Annotated in this window: 15 protein-coding genes and 1 pseudogene; 9 read left to right on the forward strand and 7 right to left on the reverse strand. The window is 50.9% G+C overall.

Features of this window, described 5'->3' with window-relative positions; all coding sequences use genetic code 11:
• Position 1 precedes the first annotated feature (1 nt).
• From rsxG to gstA, 5 genes are all read left to right on the forward strand, one after another.
• Positions 2-622 (forward strand): electron transport complex subunit RsxG, encoded by a 621-nt coding sequence (gene rsxG, locus SK33_RS12875; RefSeq protein WP_003029155.1) that lies wholly within the window; start codon positions 2-4, stop codon positions 620-622.
• A 3-nt stretch (positions 623-625) separates the two neighbouring features.
• Positions 626-1321 (forward strand): electron transport complex subunit E, encoded by a 696-nt coding sequence (locus SK33_RS12880; RefSeq protein WP_003029158.1) that lies wholly within the window; start codon positions 626-628, stop codon positions 1319-1321.
• The gene (nth, locus tag SK33_RS12885) at positions 1318-1953 is read left to right on the forward strand and encodes an endonuclease III (protein WP_003029161.1); all 636 of its coding nucleotides are present in this window, start codon (positions 1318-1320) and stop codon (positions 1951-1953) included. Before SK33_RS12880 ends, nth begins: the two co-directional genes overlap by 4 nt.
• Before the next feature lie 613 nt (positions 1954-2566).
• A complete protein-coding gene (gene dtpA / locus SK33_RS12890) occupies positions 2567-4072 on the forward strand; it encodes a dipeptide/tripeptide permease DtpA (protein WP_003029162.1) in 1506 nt (501 codons plus the stop codon).
• Between the two features lie 104 nt (positions 4073-4176).
• Positions 4177-4782, forward strand: a complete 606-nt coding sequence (gstA, locus tag SK33_RS12895; RefSeq protein WP_003029164.1) for a glutathione transferase GstA — start codon at positions 4177-4179, stop codon at positions 4780-4782.
• An 83-nt stretch (positions 4783-4865) separates the two neighbouring features.
• Here the strand turns inward: gstA and pdxY are convergent, their stop codons facing one another.
• From pdxY to anmK, 5 genes are all read right to left on the reverse strand, one after another.
• A complete protein-coding gene (gene pdxY / locus SK33_RS12900; protein WP_003843540.1) occupies positions 4866-5726 on the reverse strand; it encodes a pyridoxal kinase PdxY in 861 nt (286 codons plus the stop codon).
• 64 nt (positions 5727-5790) lie between these two features.
• Positions 5791-7065 carry a tyrosine--tRNA ligase gene (gene tyrS / locus SK33_RS12905; protein WP_003029168.1) on the reverse strand — a complete coding sequence of 425 codons (1275 nt, stop codon included), beginning with the start codon at positions 7063-7065 and terminating at the stop codon, positions 5791-5793.
• 126 nt (positions 7066-7191) lie between these two features.
• The gene (pdxH, locus tag SK33_RS12910; RefSeq protein ID WP_003029169.1) at positions 7192-7848 is read right to left on the reverse strand and encodes a pyridoxamine 5'-phosphate oxidase; all 657 of its coding nucleotides are present in this window, start codon (positions 7846-7848) and stop codon (positions 7192-7194) included.
• A 59-nt stretch (positions 7849-7907) separates the two neighbouring features.
• Positions 7908-8237, reverse strand: a complete 330-nt coding sequence (gene mliC / locus SK33_RS12915) for a C-type lysozyme inhibitor (RefSeq protein ID WP_113772693.1) — start codon at positions 8235-8237, stop codon at positions 7908-7910.
• A gap of 87 nt (positions 8238-8324) precedes the next feature.
• A complete protein-coding gene (gene anmK / locus SK33_RS12920) occupies positions 8325-9446 on the reverse strand; it encodes an anhydro-N-acetylmuramic acid kinase (protein WP_003029171.1) in 1122 nt (373 codons plus the stop codon).
• A 274-nt stretch (positions 9447-9720) separates the two neighbouring features.
• On the opposite strand from anmK, the gene slyB reads away from it, so the two are divergent.
• Positions 9721-10188 (forward strand): outer membrane lipoprotein SlyB, encoded by a 468-nt coding sequence (gene slyB / locus SK33_RS12925; protein WP_003029175.1) that lies wholly within the window; start codon positions 9721-9723, stop codon positions 10186-10188.
• A gap of 47 nt (positions 10189-10235) precedes the next feature.
• Here the strand turns inward: slyB and slyA are convergent, their stop codons facing one another.
• Complete coding sequence (slyA, locus tag SK33_RS12930; protein WP_019076732.1) at positions 10236-10676, reverse strand: transcriptional regulator SlyA; 441 nt, start codon at positions 10674-10676, stop codon at positions 10236-10238.
• A gap of 192 nt (positions 10677-10868) precedes the next feature.
• Between slyA and SK33_RS12935 the strand changes: the two genes are divergently transcribed.
• From SK33_RS12935 to SK33_RS12945, 3 genes and pseudogenes are all read left to right on the forward strand, one after another.
• Positions 10869-11105, forward strand: a complete 237-nt coding sequence (locus SK33_RS12935; RefSeq protein ID WP_003029180.1) for a DUF1656 domain-containing protein — start codon at positions 10869-10871, stop codon at positions 11103-11105.
• A gap of 2 nt (positions 11106-11107) precedes the next feature.
• Positions 11108-11971 carry an efflux RND transporter periplasmic adaptor subunit gene (locus SK33_RS12940; protein ID WP_048218975.1) on the forward strand — a complete coding sequence of 288 codons (864 nt, stop codon included), beginning with the start codon at positions 11108-11110 and terminating at the stop codon, positions 11969-11971.
• Positions 11968-14008 (forward strand): annotated as a pseudogene (locus SK33_RS12945) (FUSC family protein). The gene SK33_RS12940 and the pseudogene SK33_RS12945 overlap by 4 nt, the downstream one beginning before the upstream one ends.
• On the opposite strand, the gene sodC reads toward SK33_RS12945, so the two are convergent.
• Positions 13984-14508, reverse strand: a complete 525-nt coding sequence (gene sodC / locus SK33_RS12950) for a superoxide dismutase [Cu-Zn] SodC (protein WP_048218976.1) — start codon at positions 14506-14508, stop codon at positions 13984-13986. The pseudogene SK33_RS12945 and the gene sodC sit on opposite strands and share 25 nt — an antisense overlap.
• Between the last annotated feature and the right edge of the window lie 70 nt (positions 14509-14578).

Consider the following 14578-nt stretch of genomic DNA (forward strand, 5'->3'; position numbering starts at 1 on the left):
AATGCTGAAAACGATTCGTAAACACGGTATTACGCTGGCACTGTTTGCTGCTGGTTCAACGGGATTAACCGCGGCAATCAATCAATTAACCAAGTCCACCATTGATGAACAGGCCGCGCTGCAGCAAAAAGCACTGTTCGATCAGGTGCTACCTGGCGATCGCTACAATAATAACTTGTCTGAGAGCTGTTATCTGGTCAATGCGCAGGCATTGGGCAAAGGTACTCACCGCGTGTATATTGCCCGCCAGGACGACCGTCCCGTTGCAGCAATTCTTGAAGCTACGGCGCCAGATGGGTATTCCGGGGCGATTCAACTGCTGGTCGGTGTCGATTTTACGGGTACCGTGTTGGGTACGCGGGTAACCGAACATCATGAAACCCCGGGACTGGGCGATAAAATCGAACTGCGACTGTCCGACTGGATCACCCACTTTAGCGGCAAAACGATCGCTACGGGTAACGATGCCCACTGGGCTGTGAAAAAAGACGGCGGCGACTTTGACCAGTTTACTGGTGCAACCATTACGCCGCGGGCGGTAGTGAACGCAGTAAAACGCGCCGGTTTGTATGCGCAGACGCTACCCGCGCAGCTTCCTCAACTTAGCGCCTGTGGAGAATAAACCATGAGCGAAATTAAAGACGTTATAGTCCAGGGGTTATGGAAAAATAACTCCGCGCTTGTGCAGCTACTCGGGATGTGTCCGCTGTTGGCTGTTACCTCTACCGCCACTAACGCGCTGGGACTGGGGCTCGCGACGACGCTCGTTCTGACGCTGACCAACCTTACGATTTCGGCCCTTCGTCGCTGGACTCCGCCTGAAATCCGTATTCCAATTTATGTCATGATCATCGCCTCCGTGGTGAGTGCGGTGCAGATGCTGATCAATGCCTATGCCTTTGGCCTGTATCAGTCTCTGGGCATCTTTATCCCGCTGATTGTGACCAACTGTATTGTTGTTGGCCGCGCAGAAGCCTTCGCCGCCAAAAAAGGCCCTGCATTATCCGCACTCGATGGTTTTTCCATCGGTATGGGGGCGACCGGCGCCATGTTTGTTCTGGGCTCGCTGCGTGAAATAATTGGTAACGGTACCCTGTTTGATGGCGCAGACGGTTTGTTGGGTAACTGGGCCAAAGTATTGCGCGTTGAGATCTTCCATACTGATACGCCGTTTCTGCTGGCCATGCTGCCACCAGGCGCGTTTATTGGTCTGGGCTTGATGCTGGCAGTTAAGTACCTGATTGATGAGAGAATGAAGAAACGTCGTGCCGAAGCGGCTGTCGCGGACAGTCCGGCTGGTGAAACAGGGAATGTCTCATGAACAAAGCAAAACGTCTGGAAATACTGACTCGCCTGCGGGATAACAACCCGCATCCGACAACCGAGCTTAATTTTACATCGCCGTTTGAACTGCTGATTTCGGTCTTGCTATCCGCTCAGGCCACCGATGTCAGCGTCAATAAAGCGACGGCTAAACTATACCCCGTCGCCAATACGCCTGCTGCGATGCTGGAGCTCGGAGTTGAAGGTGTTAAGTCCTACATCAAGACAATCGGCTTGTTTAACAGCAAAGCGGAAAACGTAATTAAAACCTGCCGCATTCTGCTGGAACAACATAATGGTGAAGTGCCTGAAGACCGTGCTGCGTTAGAAGCTCTCCCCGGCGTTGGGCGCAAGACGGCTAATGTGGTGTTAAATACCGCCTTTGGCTGGCCCACTATTGCCGTAGATACCCACATTTTCCGGGTATGTAACCGGACACAATTCGCCCCAGGTAAAAACGTCGAGCAGGTAGAAGAAAAGCTACTGAAAGTCGTACCCAGTGAATTTAAAGTCGATTGCCACCACTGGTTAATTCTTCATGGCCGCTACACCTGTATAGCCAGAAAGCCACGTTGTGGTTCCTGTATCATCGAAGATCTCTGCGAATTCAAAGAGAAAGTCGATATCTAATGCTGCCGGGGCATCCTCTTTGCCCCATACATACATAACGTTTAGTTATGCACTCCCCAATGTTTCTTTTCCCGACAATGATGCCATTCAATTGCTCAAATCTAATGCAATATTCTTGTTAATTAACACCTGAGCAGGTTAATCGTTTTTTTAGCAAAAGAAATTTCTATCTATACGTGATCCAGATCATCCAGCTAACACAATGTTAATAAGTTTTTATTTTTTAGTTAAGATGACAATTAGATGACCTAACTGCACAGTTTATAAACAAAACATTACACTGCCTATTTTTCAGATAATGGCCTATATCACTGGATTCAACCTTAATTAGCAGAACATATCGCCACATTGCGGTTTTAGCGGTGATTAAACAGTGTAAAAATCTGCCATTTTACAAATGAAGAAATTTAACGCTAGATAACATTTCGCAGCCCCGACGATTTCACCAGTCATGATATATGTAACAGATTATTACAAACCACTTGTCTGAATGGTCAAGATAGTGAACATTACTTGCCGTTTCCCCTCCCACTATAACAATCGGACGGATGAACTTGACTCATCACGTACCTGAACACCCCCGTTGATATGGGATGTAAAAAAAGAGGTAAAAGTGTCTACTGCAAACAATAAACCAACAGAAAGCGTAAGTTTAAACGCCTTCAAACAACCAAAAGCGTTCTATCTCATTTTCTCTATTGAGCTGTGGGAACGTTTTGGTTATTACGGCCTGCAAGGGATTATGGCCGTCTACCTGGTTAAACAGCTGGGTATGTCAGAAGCGGATTCCATCACCCTTTTCTCGTCCTTTAGCGCCCTGGTGTACGGTCTGGTTGCCATTGGCGGCTGGTTAGGTGATAAAGTTCTGGGAACAAAACGTGTCATTATGCTGGGTGCCGTTGTCCTGGCCATCGGTTATGCGTTGGTAGCATGGTCCGGTCACGATGCGGGTATCGTTTATATGGGCATGGCGGCTATCGCGGTCGGTAACGGCCTGTTTAAAGCAAACCCATCCTCCCTGCTCTCTACCTGCTATGCCAAAGATGACCCGCGTCTTGATGGTGCATTTACCATGTACTACATGTCCGTCAACATCGGTTCATTCTTCTCTATGCTGGCAACGCCATGGTTAGCTGCGCGTTACGGCTGGAGCACTGCGTTCGCGCTGAGCGTCGTGGGTATGCTGATTACCGTTGTTAACTTCGCATTCTGTCAGCGCTGGGTTAAACAATACGGTTCTAAACCTGACTTTGAACCAATCAACTTCCGTAACCTGCTGCTGACTATCGTTGGCGTTGTAGTTCTGATCGCGATTGCGACCTGGCTGCTGCACAACCAGCAGATCGCACGTATGGTTCTGGGTGTAATTGCTATCGGTATCGTGTTTATCTTCGGTAAAGAAGCCTTCACCATGAAAGGCGCTGCACGTCGTAAAATGATCGTCGCCTTCATTCTGATGCTGGAAGCGATTATCTTCTTCGTGCTGTACAGCCAGATGCCGACCTCACTGAACTTCTTTGCGATTCGTAACGTTGAGCACTCTATTCTTGGCATTGCTTTCGAACCTGAACAGTACCAGGCGCTGAACCCGTTCTGGATCATCATTGGTAGCCCAATCCTCGCCGCTATCTATAACAAGATGGGCGATACCCTGCCGATGCCGACCAAGTTTGCGATTGGTATGGTGCTGTGTTCCGGTGCATTCCTGATCCTGCCGCTGGGCGCGAAATTCGCTACCGATGCGGGCATCGTTTCCGTTAACTGGCTGATTATCTGCTATGGCCTGCAAAGTATCGGTGAGCTGATGATCTCCGGTCTGGGTCTGGCAATGGTGGCACAGCTGGTTCCGCAACGCCTGATGGGCTTCATCATGGGTAGCTGGTTCCTGACCACTGCCGGTGCAAACATCATCGGTGGCTACGTCGCTAACATGATGGCTGTACCAGAGAACGTGACTGACCCGCTGATGTCCCTTGAAGTCTACGGTCGTGTGTTCCTGCAGATTGGTGTTGCGACGGCTGTTATTGCTGTTCTGATGCTGCTGACGGCTCCGAAACTGAACCGTATGACTCAGGATGACGAAGCCGATGAGAAAGCCGCTAAGGCCGCGACAGCGTAATTCTCAGGGAAACTCATTTTCAGGCCGCTAACTGTTGTTAGCGGCTTTTTTTTTGCATGAGGTAGCACTACCATACGATATACCTCAGCCAAAAGGAGTTACCGATGAAACTGTTCTACAAACCGGGCGCTTGTTCTCTTGCTTCCCACATCACACTTCGTGAGAGCGGTAAAGATTTCACGCTGGATGGTGTTGATCTGATGAAGAAACGTCTGGAAAATGGCGATGATTTTTTCGCGGTAAACCCAAAAGGGCAAGTTCCCGCACTGCTGCTGGATGATGGTACACTACTTACCGAAGGTGTCGCCATCATGCAATACCTGGCGGACAGCGTGCCAGACCGTCAGCTCCTTGCCCCTACCAGCAGTCTCTCCCGTTACAAAACCATCGAATGGCTTAACTACATTGCAACAGAACTGCATAAAGGCTTTACGCCACTGTTCCGTCCCGATACGCCGGAAGACTTCAAGCCAACCGTTCGCGCGCTGCTGGAGAAAAAAATGCAGTATGTGAACGACTCGCTAAAAGATAACCAATGGATCTGCGGCCCGCGCTTCAGCATCGCCGATGCCTACCTGTTTACCGTACTGCGTTGGGCCTATGCCGTTAAGCTGAATATGGCAGGATTAAGCCATATCGACGCGTATATGGCGCGTATGGCTGAACGCCCGGCGGTTGCCGCGGCGCTTAAAGCAGAAGGGTTAAATTAATTGTTGTTGCCGGGTGGTGCTTGCGCCTGCCCGGCCTACAGCTAAAAATATGCCCGATAAGCGTGAACGCCATCGGGCATTGATTACAGCTGCGTTGCGCTGAAGTAGTGTTCAGGCTTCGCGATGCGATCCTGCGCGGCCACCACCTGCAGCTCATACTCGTGCATCTCTTTAGTGGCGATCATCACTTCGTACACTGCCGCAGTCACATGCTCAAGCGCCTGCTGTAAAGACGCGCCCTGCAACAGTTTCACCAGCAACAAGCCACTGGTAACATCACCCACACCAACCGGTTGACGTGCGCCAAAATCGACCAGCGGGCGACTGATATGCCACGCCTGTTCAGCGGTGACCAACAGCATCTCGAAACGGTCGGTGCTAATACCTGCGCGTGCCAGATGCTTCACCAGTACAATTTCAGGTCCCTGAGCGATCAGTTCACGCGCCGCCGCAACAGCCTCATCAACATTGTTCACCGCATGCTCACACAGAATTTCGAGCTCAACCAAATTCGGGGCAATAATGTCACTAGCTGGAAGCGCATGACGAACATGAAATTCCGCCACACCCGGAGCTACGATACATCCCTTTTCAGGGTGTCCCATCACCGGATCGCAAAAGTACTTTGCCTGCGGGTTGGCCGCTTTTACTTTACGTACAATACCCAGAATATGCTCGCCCTGTTCAGCTGAGCCAAGATAGCCGCTCAGTACTGCGTCACAGGTCTGGAGTTTATCAATATCAGCAATGCCCTGGACAATTTCAGTCAGGTGGCTCGGCGGCATAACGCAACCGGTCCATTTGCCATACTGCGTGTGGTTTGAAAACTGGACGGTATTCAACGGCCAGACGTTTGCGCCAAGACGACGCATCGGAAATTCTGCTGCACTGTTGCCCGCATGGCCAAAAACAACGTGGGACTGGATGGCGAGGATATTCTTCATTTTACTTATCACAACCCTGAAAAAATAAAGGGGCGTAGTTTCCCACGCCCCTGCTAACTCAATCTTACTTCCAGCAAATCAGACAATAGTTCTTCTTGCCACGGCGCAGTAAGGTATAGCGCCCGAACAGGATATCACTCTCCTGGAAGAAATATTCCGGATCGGACTGCTTCTCACCGTTGATGGTCACCGCGTTAGACGCAATGGTCTTACGGGCCTGACCGCGAGAAGGTTGCAGCTCGGAGTCTACCAGCGCCTGCATCAAATCGGCACCTTTATCCATCTCGATCATCGGCACGCCATCCTGCGCCAGCTGTTCGAAATCTGCTTCACTCAAATCGCTGAGATTGCCATTGAACAAGCTTTCGGTAATGCGTTTTGCCGCGACCAGACCTTCTTCACCGTGAACCAGACGCGTAACCTGTTCGGCCAGAACATACTGGGCACGCGGCGCTTTACCGCTGTTTTTATCTTCTTCTTCCAGCGCATTGATCTCTTCAATATCCATGAAAGTGAAGAATTTCAGGAAGCGATAAACGTCCGCATCGGCGGTGTTGATCCAGAACTGGTAGAATTTGTACGGACTGGTTTTCTTCGGATCCAGCCACACTGCGCCGCCTTCCGTCTTACCGAATTTGGTGCCATCAGCTTTAGTAATCAGTGGTACGGTCAGACCAAACACCTGATTCTGGTGCAGACGACGGGTCAAATCGATACCCGAAGTAATGTTACCCCACTGGTCAGAACCACCAATCTGCAGTGCCACGCCGTGCAGCTTATTCAGGCAGGCAAAGTCATAACCCTGCAGCAGATTGTAAGAAAACTCAGTAAAGGAGATCCCCTGATCGTCACGGTTCAGACGCTGCTTAACCGCTTCTTTGTTGATCATCTGGTTAACGGAGAAGTGTTTGCCGATATCACGCAGGAAAGTCAGTACGTTCATACCGCCAAACCAGTCGTAGTTGTTCGCAGCAATCGCCGAGTTGTCGCCACAGTCGAAATCGAGGAACGGTGCAACCTGTTTGCGGATTTTATCCACCCACTCCTGCACAGTGTCTTCGGTATTCAGTTTACGCTCGGCGGCTTTAAAGCTCGGGTCACCAATCAGACCGGTTGCGCCACCTACCAGTGCGACAGGCTTATGGCCTGCCTGCTGGAAGCGTTTCAGGCATAACAATGGAACCAGATGCCCCAAATGCAAGCTGTCAGCGGTAGGATCGAAGCCGCAATAGAGCGCGATCGGGCCTTGCGCCAGTCGCTCTGCTAACGCTTCCTCGTCCGTCACCTGGGCCACCAGCCCCCGCTCTTGCAATTGTTTAATCAAGTTACTGCTTGCCATCAAAATCTCCATGTATAAAACGACTGCACCTTTGCCGGTACACGACTTTTCGCCTGATGCGAAAGAAACATAGAATAAAGCGCCGGATTGATCAGCACCAGCGCTTAAAACAAGAAATTTGCATCTTTAGGGGGCCAGGCGATCAATTTTCCACGCGTTATCTTCGCGTTGGTATAAAAAACGATCGTGTAAGCGGTTTTCACCACCTTGCCAGAACTCCATTTGCTCAATACTCACGCGAAAGCCGCCCCAGAAACTGGGCAGCGGAACTTCTCCTTGCTGAAACTTCTGCTTCAACTCGAGAAATTTACTTTCAAGAATACCACGAGCTGAGATCCGGCTGGATTGCTTAGAGACCCAGGCGCCAATCTGGCTATCGCGTGGGCGACTGTGGAAGTATTTCACTACTTCTAACGTGGAGAGACGCTCAGCCTTGCCGATCACCATCACCTGCCGTTCCAGCGTATGCCAGGGAAATAAAAGGCTGATGCGTGGATTTTTCTCGATCTGATGCGCCTTACGGCTGCCAAGGTTGGTATAGAACACCAGCCCTTTGTCATCATAATGTTTGAGTAACACGATACGCTGATACGGCTGGCCATTTTCATCGACGGTCGCAACGACCATCGCGGTGGGATCGGCCAGTTTGGCGTCACAGGCTTGCCCCAGCCAGCGCTCAAACAGCGCAAGGGGTTCGGCGGGAAGATCGCGGCGGCGAAGACCGCCTTTCGTGTATTCACGGCGCAGATGCGCGATTTGCTGCAATTCGTCGTTATCAGACATGATGTTGGGCTACGGATTGTCAGTGGGTGACGCTATTGTGCGCCGCCCAGGTGAAAATCTCAACGCTTCGGGTTCTGTAACTGACAGTTATTTAGCACAATTCTGTCTCGTTTATAGACCGTTGCCTCGTCGCCTTTAGACCAGAAAACGTAGATCCCATCGGTATAGCGCGCACCTGATGCCGACACGCCCTGTTTGAGGTTCAATAGCTGATTATCATAAACAAAGCTTGCCGTCTGGCGGGTATTGTTCAGCTTGACGGCAAGCGGTTTTTCGTCGCAGCGGTATTCGAGCGTATCCGTTTGCATACGCTCAACAAATTGGTTGTATACGCTACACCCGCTAAGCAGTACCGGCAGACACACTAACAATAGTTTTTTCATAGCCATATCCTGAAGACTTTCCTGGTCCCGGAGGGTAATGGAACCCTCCCTAATATCCCTAGTTTACCGGCATACAGTGCTGAATAATTTCAGTTAACTCTGAGTTCGTGGATTAGCAGGATAAATAGCCCCTAAAACGCTCGGCTCTGATGCGCCAGTCACGGAAGGCAGATTTCCAGGTAATCCGGCCAGTGTCCGCCACGCCAGCCAGGCAAAGGCTAACGCTTCCATATCATCGCCGCTGATCCCGGCTTCATCAGTTGAGGTGACCTCTGTTCCCGGCAATAGTGCCGCCAGACGCATCATCAGCAGCGGATTACGGCTTCCTCCACCGCAGACCATGAGCCGTTCACAACCGCCGCTTAGCAAGACCTGCTCTGAAATGGTCACCGCGGTCAGTTCGGCAAGCGTCGCCTGCACATCCCGCGGACTAATCCCCGGGAACTGCACCAGATGACGTTCTATCCAGCCATAATTGAAATACTCACGACCAGTACTTTTCGGCGCAGGCGCGGAGAAATAAGGGTCGTTAAGCATATTTTGCAGTAACGGCAGGATAACCATTCCCGAAATGGCCCACTGTGCATCTTTGTCGTAAGGTTGACCGCATTGCCGCCAGATCCAGGCATCCATCAGCATATTGCCCGGCCCGGTGTCGTATCCGCGAACGGGTTGTTGCGGAATAAGCAGAGACAGATTGGCAATCCCGCCGATGTTTAACACCATCCGCCGTTCCGTTGGATGTGCCAGCAGTGCCTGATGAAACGCGGGAACGAGCGGTGCACCCTGCCCGCCAAGGGCGATATCACGTCGACGAAAATCGCCGACTACGGTTATCCCTGTACGCGCAACAATCTGGTTGTTATCGCCAATTTGCAGCGTGTGTGGCGCAGCACCGTTCGGTTCATGCCACACGGTTTGCCCGTGGCAACCAATCGCAACGATATCCTGCGGTTTCAATTTTTCTTGCGCCAATAACGCATTCACTGCCTCAGCAAATAAATAACCGAGCTGTGCGTCCAACTGACCAAACTGAGAAAGTGTAAGCTGCTGCCCCTGGCAGATATCCAGAATCGCTTGTTTAACATGAATGGGGATGGGCCAGGTCAGACTCGCCTGCTGCGCAACCATCGTTTCATCTATTGTCGCCAGCACAACATCTACGCCATCAAGGCTGGTTCCAGACATTACACCGATAAAACGGCCCGATTTCATAGGTCATCCTTTTAAGCAAATTAGCCTTGACACTCAACCATAAAGTGTCGACTAATGCCATGCTTCCTTAATGATTTTTGGTGGCTAATCATTACAATGATCGTTTAATTACATCAATTACATGAATGATTCGTTTATACTCGGTTGATCCGATTTCGGTTAAGATTTTCATATTGTTCCAGTAGAACATGTGATCTTAGGCTCACAAATGCCATATAATTTAACCATGAAGGGTGCTTTATTAGCGTTTCGTGGTGACAAAGGAGATTTGTAAATGATTAAACGTGTGCTGATTGTTTCATTAATGGGCGTATCTTTAGCGGGTTGCGTTAACAATGATAGCCTTTCAGGTGACGTGTATACCGCATCCGAAGCGAAACAAGTTCAGAACGTTACCTACGGTACGATTGTTCATGTTCGTCCGGTGCAAATCCAGGGTGGCGATGACGCAAACGTGATTGGTGCTATTGGTGGTGCGGTACTCGGCGGGTTCCTCGGTAACACCGTCGGCGGCGGTACGGGTCGTTCATTAGCGACGGCTGCAGGCGCAGTTGCCGGTGGCGTAGCGGGTCAAGGCGTACAAGGTGCGATGAATAAAACCCAGGGTGTGGAACTGGAAATCCGTAAGGATGATGGTAATACCATCATGGTGGTTCAGAAACAGGGTGCGACCAAGTTTTCAGCCGGCCAGCGCGTTGTTATGGCTAACAACGGCAGCCAGGTTACCGTGTCTCCACGCTAATCTAATTCACGTGTGGTCAGACCCTGGCCACACGTCATTTTTTTGCTTCAGCCCTGTGACTGCAGCTCAATAATATTGTGTTCCAGCCTGGCGACCAGTTTAATCAGCAGATCAATTTCCTCAGCTGAAATCCCTTCCAAAATTTCTCCACGCGTCTTGTTGATAACCGCTTCCATATCAGCGATCAGCGGCTCTGCTTTTTCTGTCAGTTTAATTCTCTTTGCCCGACGATCGCTGGCGCAAGTCTGTCGTGAAATGAGTCCCTTTTCCTCTAACTGGTCAAGCGTACGTACCAACGAAGGCTGCTCGATGCCAATCGCTTTAGCCAACTGAATCTGCGATTGATCCGGCGGCAACTGATGAATGTTGTGCAGCGTAACCCAATGCGTCTGCGTCAACTCCAGAGGTTTCAGGCGATGGTCAATCAGAGCACGCCAAATGCGCACCAACCGTGCCAGATCAGAACCTAATGGCGATTCCAATTTCATCTCCTTATAATTAGCTTGCTAAGTTATTGTGCTGATTTTAGAATAGTGTGCAGCATTTGTATTCCCAAAACAAATGTATTGCCAAATTTGCTTACCGGCTGACATTTTTTCAGACATTATGCGTTACGGAGACTCATTGTCTCTTTTTTGCTAAACCTATAGCAATGCTCTCTTCCGCCAAGGATTTTGCCCGTGAAGTTTATGTTTAATGCAACAGGATTGCCCCTACAAGATTTAATGATCGGCGCATCTGTCTACTTCCCTCCTGTTTTCAAGGCGATTGTAGCAGGATTTATTCTCTGGCTGGTTGTTCATCGCCTACTGCGCGACTGGATTTACTCTGGCGAAATCTGGCATCCCTTGTTAATGGATCTGTCACTCTTTACGCTTTGCGTATGTCTGGCCTTTGTTATGCTGATAGCGTGGTGATTATGTCGCTTAAAACCGTTAAATACTTCTCCACTATTATAGTCGCTGCAATCGCAGTTTTCGCCGGATGGTGGATGTGGAATTACTATATGCAATCGCCCTGGACACGTGATGGCAAAGTGCGAGCAGAGCAGGTCAGCATTACGCCACAGGTGTCAGGTAGCATTAGCGAACTCTATATAAAAGATAACCAGTTTGTGAATAAAGGCGATGTCCTTTTTATTATCGACAAGACGCCATTTCACATTGCTGAACTGAATGCGCAAGCGCAACTCGCAAAAGCGCAGTCTGACCTGGCGAAAGCCAATAACGAAGCCAACCGTCGCCGTCATTTATCGCAAAATTACATCTCAGCCGAGGATCTGGATACCGCAAATCTCAACGTGAAAGCCATGCAGGCGAGTGTTGAAGCAGCAGAGGCCAGTCTGCGCCAGACACAGTGGCAATTGACGCAAACGGTGGTCAAAGCCCCCGTAGCGGGCTGGGTCACCAATCTTTCAACCCGTACCGGAGACTACGCTTCAACCGGGAAGCCTCTGTTTGCTCTCGTCGACAGTCACTCTTTTTATGTGATGGGGTATTTTGAAGAAACTAAGTTGCGTCACATTCGCGAAGGTGCACCAGCCCTCATCACGCTCTACAGCGGTGATATAAAGTTACAGGGTCACGTTTCCAGTATTGGTCGTGCTATCTACGATCAAAGTGTGGAAAGTGATTCCGGCCTGATTCCAGATATCAAGCCCAACGTGCCGTGGGTGCGTCTGGCGCAGCGTATCCCGGTACGCATCGAATTCGACGCCCTGCCGCGGGATGTCACGCTGGTATCAGGTACAACCTGCAGCGTATCCATCGGCCAGCGTAAATGAAACTACCTCGCCTGACACCTGGCAATTTGCCGTGGTTTAAAGCCACGGCGGCACAGTGGCGTTATGCGCTGCGTAACACCATTGCGATGTGTCTGGCGTTAACTTTTGCTTATTATCTGAATCTGGACGAACCCTATTGGGCGATGACCTCAGCGGCGGTAGTCAGTTTTCCCACCGTTGGCGGGGTTATCAGCAAAAGTCTGGGTCGCGTGGCGGGTAGCTTACTGGGTGCCACCGCCGCATTGATTATTGCCGGTCATACCCTTAATGAGCCGTGGTTGTTCTTGCTGAGCATGTCGGTGTGGATCGGTTTTTGTACCTGGGCTTGTGCGCATTTCACCAATAACGTTGCCTACGCCTTTCAACTGGCAGGTTATACGGCGGCGATCATTGCGTTTCCCATGGTCAATACCGTGGAAATTACGCAGTTATGGGATATCGCGCAAGCACGCGTGTGTGAAGTCATCGTCGGTATCTTGTGTGGCGGTGTGATGATGATGATCCTGCCCAGCACCTCTGATGGCATCACGTTACTGACTGCTTTGAAAAACATGCATTCACGTTTACTGGAACATGCCAGCCTACTCTGGCAACCAGAAACCACGGACGCCATTCGCACAGCCCATGAAGGTGTTATCGGTCAGATTCTTACCATGAACCTGCTGCGTATTCAGGCGTTCTGGAGCCACTACCGTTTTCGCCGACAAAATGCTTTGCTCAATTCGCTGTTGCATCAGCAGTTAAGGATGACCAGCGTGATTTCCAGTCTGCGCAGGATGCTGCTGAACTGGCCTAATCCCCCGTCCAATACCCGGGAAATTATCGAACAGTTGCTCAGCGAACTGATAAAATCCAATGCTAATAGCTACACCGTTGCACGTATTATTGCCCCACTGCGACCCGTCGATGCACGCGACTATCGACACGTCGCCTTCTGGCAACGATTGCGTTATTTTTGTCGGCTCTACCTGCGCAGCAGTCATTATCTGCATTTACTGGAAAATGGCGTTACCGCCGAGCGTATTAATATCGTCCGCACGCCGGGGCTTGCCCGTCATACCGATAATGCGGAAGCTATCTGGAGCGGGTTACGTACGTTCTGCACTTTGATGCTTATCGGCGCATGGAGCATTGGCGCACAATGGGAATCAGGCTCTGGCGCACTCACACTCGCCGCCATCAGCAGCGTGCTGTATTCCGCCGTTGCCACGCCGTTCAAGTCGCTTTCTTTGCTGATGCGCACACTGGTTCTGCTGTCGCTGTTTAGCTTTGTGGTTAAGTTTGGCCTGATGGTGCAAATTTCCGACCTCTGGCAATTCATTCTTTTTCTCTTCCCGCTACTCGCCACCATGCAACTGTTAAAGCTGCAAATGCCAGCCCTGGCAGGTCTTTGGGGGCAACTGATTGTATTTATGGGTTCGTTTATCGCGGTGACCAATCCGCCGGTATATGATTTTGCTGATTTCCTGAATGACAATATGGCGAAAATAACTGGTGTGGCGCTGTCATGGCTGGCCTTCGCCATTCTGCGGCCCGGATCGGATGCACGGAAAAGTCGCCGCCATATTCGCGCCCTGCGCCGGGATTTTGTCGATCAGCTCAGCCGACACCCATCACTCAGTGAAAACGAATTTGAATCGCTGACCTATCATCACGTCAGCCAACTCAGCAGCAGTCAGGATGCGCTGGCTCGACGCTGGTTATTACGTTGGGGGGTCGTATTGCTGAACTGCTCGCACGTGGTGTGGCAACTGCGCACCTGGGAGGCGCGTTCGGATCCGCTGGCTCGCGTCAGGGACGTGTGTATCTCTCTGCTGCGCGATGTAATGAGCGAACGTGGCGTCCAGCAACGACCACTGAATGCCACGCTGAGTGAGCTACAACGCATCTGCGATACGCTTGCCCACCATCATCAACCTGCTGCACAGGAGTTATCGGCATTGGTCTGGCGACTACACTGCTCGCTTTCACAACTCGAACAGGCGCCACCGCCGGGCACTCTCAGTAGTTGATTATTTGATAACACCACAGGCGTAGCGCGCTCCGCCACCGCCAAGCGGTTTCGGTTGATCGGACATATTATCGCCGCCCACATGGATCATCAGCGCTTTGCCTTTAACCTCATCGAGGGTTTTGAGGCGCGGCGCAATGACCGGTGTTATGGCGTTTCCGTCGTTATTCACCACTAGCAGCGGCAGGTCACCCATATGACCTGCGCCTTCCGGGCCTTCGTGTTTGCCGGTTTGCTGCGGATCATAATGGCCTCCAGCCGATTCCGCGGCTGAGGCTTTCCCTTCTTTAATCGCCGGTTGGCAGCTGCCGTTCATATGCACATGGAAACCATGTTCTCCCGGCGGCAACGCTTTCAGATCGGGCGAAAACTCCAGCCCCTTTGCGGTTTCAGCAATAGTGACCGTACCAATCGCCTGGCCAACGCCTTGCGACGTGACCAGATTCATCGTCACTTTTTCTTCAATGGCAGCCTGCGCACCTGCACAGGCGAGTAGAGTGATGATGGCCAAACTCAAACGCTTCATAAGACCTCCGTCCAAAAGGTGTCTGATTGTTAAGTGTAAACCAGTGACACAATTTTGAACGGTGATGCAC

Origin of the sequence: Citrobacter sp. MGH103, from assembly GCF_001034475.2 — a bacterium.
GTDB classification, from domain to species: Bacteria; Pseudomonadota; Gammaproteobacteria; order Enterobacterales; family Enterobacteriaceae; genus Citrobacter; species Citrobacter freundii.

Excerpts from the sequence above, each read along its gene's own strand:
- rsxG (WP_003029155.1), top strand. The coding sequence starts at position 2 with ATGCTGAAAACGATTCGTAAACACGGTATTACGCTGGCACTGTTTGCT.
- SK33_RS12880 (WP_003029158.1), top strand. The coding sequence starts at position 626 with ATGAGCGAAATTAAAGACGTTATAGTCCAGGGGTTATGGAAAAATAAC.
- nth (WP_003029161.1), top strand. The coding sequence starts at position 1,318 with ATGAACAAAGCAAAACGTCTGGAAATACTGACTCGCCTGCGGGATAAC.
- gstA (WP_003029164.1), top strand. The coding sequence starts at position 4,177 with ATGAAACTGTTCTACAAACCGGGCGCTTGTTCTCTTGCTTCCCACATC.
- pdxY (WP_003843540.1), bottom strand. The coding sequence starts at position 5,726 with ATGAAGAATATCCTCGCCATCCAGTCCCACGTTGTTTTTGGCCATGCG.
- tyrS (WP_003029168.1), bottom strand. The coding sequence starts at position 7,065 with ATGGCAAGCAGTAACTTGATTAAACAATTGCAAGAGCGGGGGCTGGTG.
- pdxH (WP_003029169.1), bottom strand. The coding sequence starts at position 7,848 with ATGTCTGATAACGACGAATTGCAGCAAATCGCGCATCTGCGCCGTGAA.
- mliC (WP_113772693.1), bottom strand. The coding sequence starts at position 8,237 with ATGGCTATGAAAAAACTATTGTTAGTGTGTCTGCCGGTACTGCTTAGC.
- anmK (WP_003029171.1), bottom strand. The coding sequence starts at position 9,446 with ATGAAATCGGGCCGTTTTATCGGTGTAATGTCTGGAACCAGCCTTGAT.
- slyB (WP_003029175.1), top strand. The coding sequence starts at position 9,721 with ATGATTAAACGTGTGCTGATTGTTTCATTAATGGGCGTATCTTTAGCG.
- slyA (WP_019076732.1), bottom strand. The coding sequence starts at position 10,676 with ATGAAATTGGAATCGCCATTAGGTTCTGATCTGGCACGGTTGGTGCGC.
- SK33_RS12940 (WP_048218975.1), top strand. The coding sequence starts at position 11,108 with ATGTCGCTTAAAACCGTTAAATACTTCTCCACTATTATAGTCGCTGCA.
- sodC (WP_048218976.1), bottom strand. The coding sequence starts at position 14,508 with ATGAAGCGTTTGAGTTTGGCCATCATCACTCTACTCGCCTGTGCAGGT.